The following is a 283-nucleotide window of genomic DNA, read 5'->3' on the forward strand; positions in this document are numbered from 1 at the left end:
ACGCAGCATTTGCCACATCCACTTCAGTTGAAACGGGGTGCCATCCAGACGCACCGCCAGCGGCGCATGGCGCTGAAACATCCATTTTATCGCCTTCAGCGGTACGCCAGGGGCCGCCCAGGGCGCCGCATATCCCGGTGAAATTTGTCCGGCATTCGCCGCGCTGGTTTCTTGCGCCGGGCCGGATTCGCGATCGATGACGGTGACATCATGCCCCGCCTGACTCAAATACCAGGCGCTGGTCACGCCAACTACGCCACTCCCCAGGATGACAACTCGCATA

Annotated in this window: 1 protein-coding gene; it reads right to left on the reverse strand. The window is 61.1% G+C overall.

The window, feature by feature from the left end; translation table 11 throughout:
• Positions 1-282: FAD-dependent oxidoreductase (locus J4G32_RS21345; RefSeq protein ID WP_210497734.1), on the reverse strand; the 282-nt coding region annotated here is incomplete at its 3' end.
• Between the last annotated feature and the right edge of the window lies 1 nt (position 283).

The organism is Microvirga antarctica (genome assembly GCF_017921815.1).
GTDB classification, from domain to species: domain Bacteria; phylum Pseudomonadota; class Alphaproteobacteria; order Rhizobiales; family Beijerinckiaceae; genus Microvirga; species Microvirga antarctica.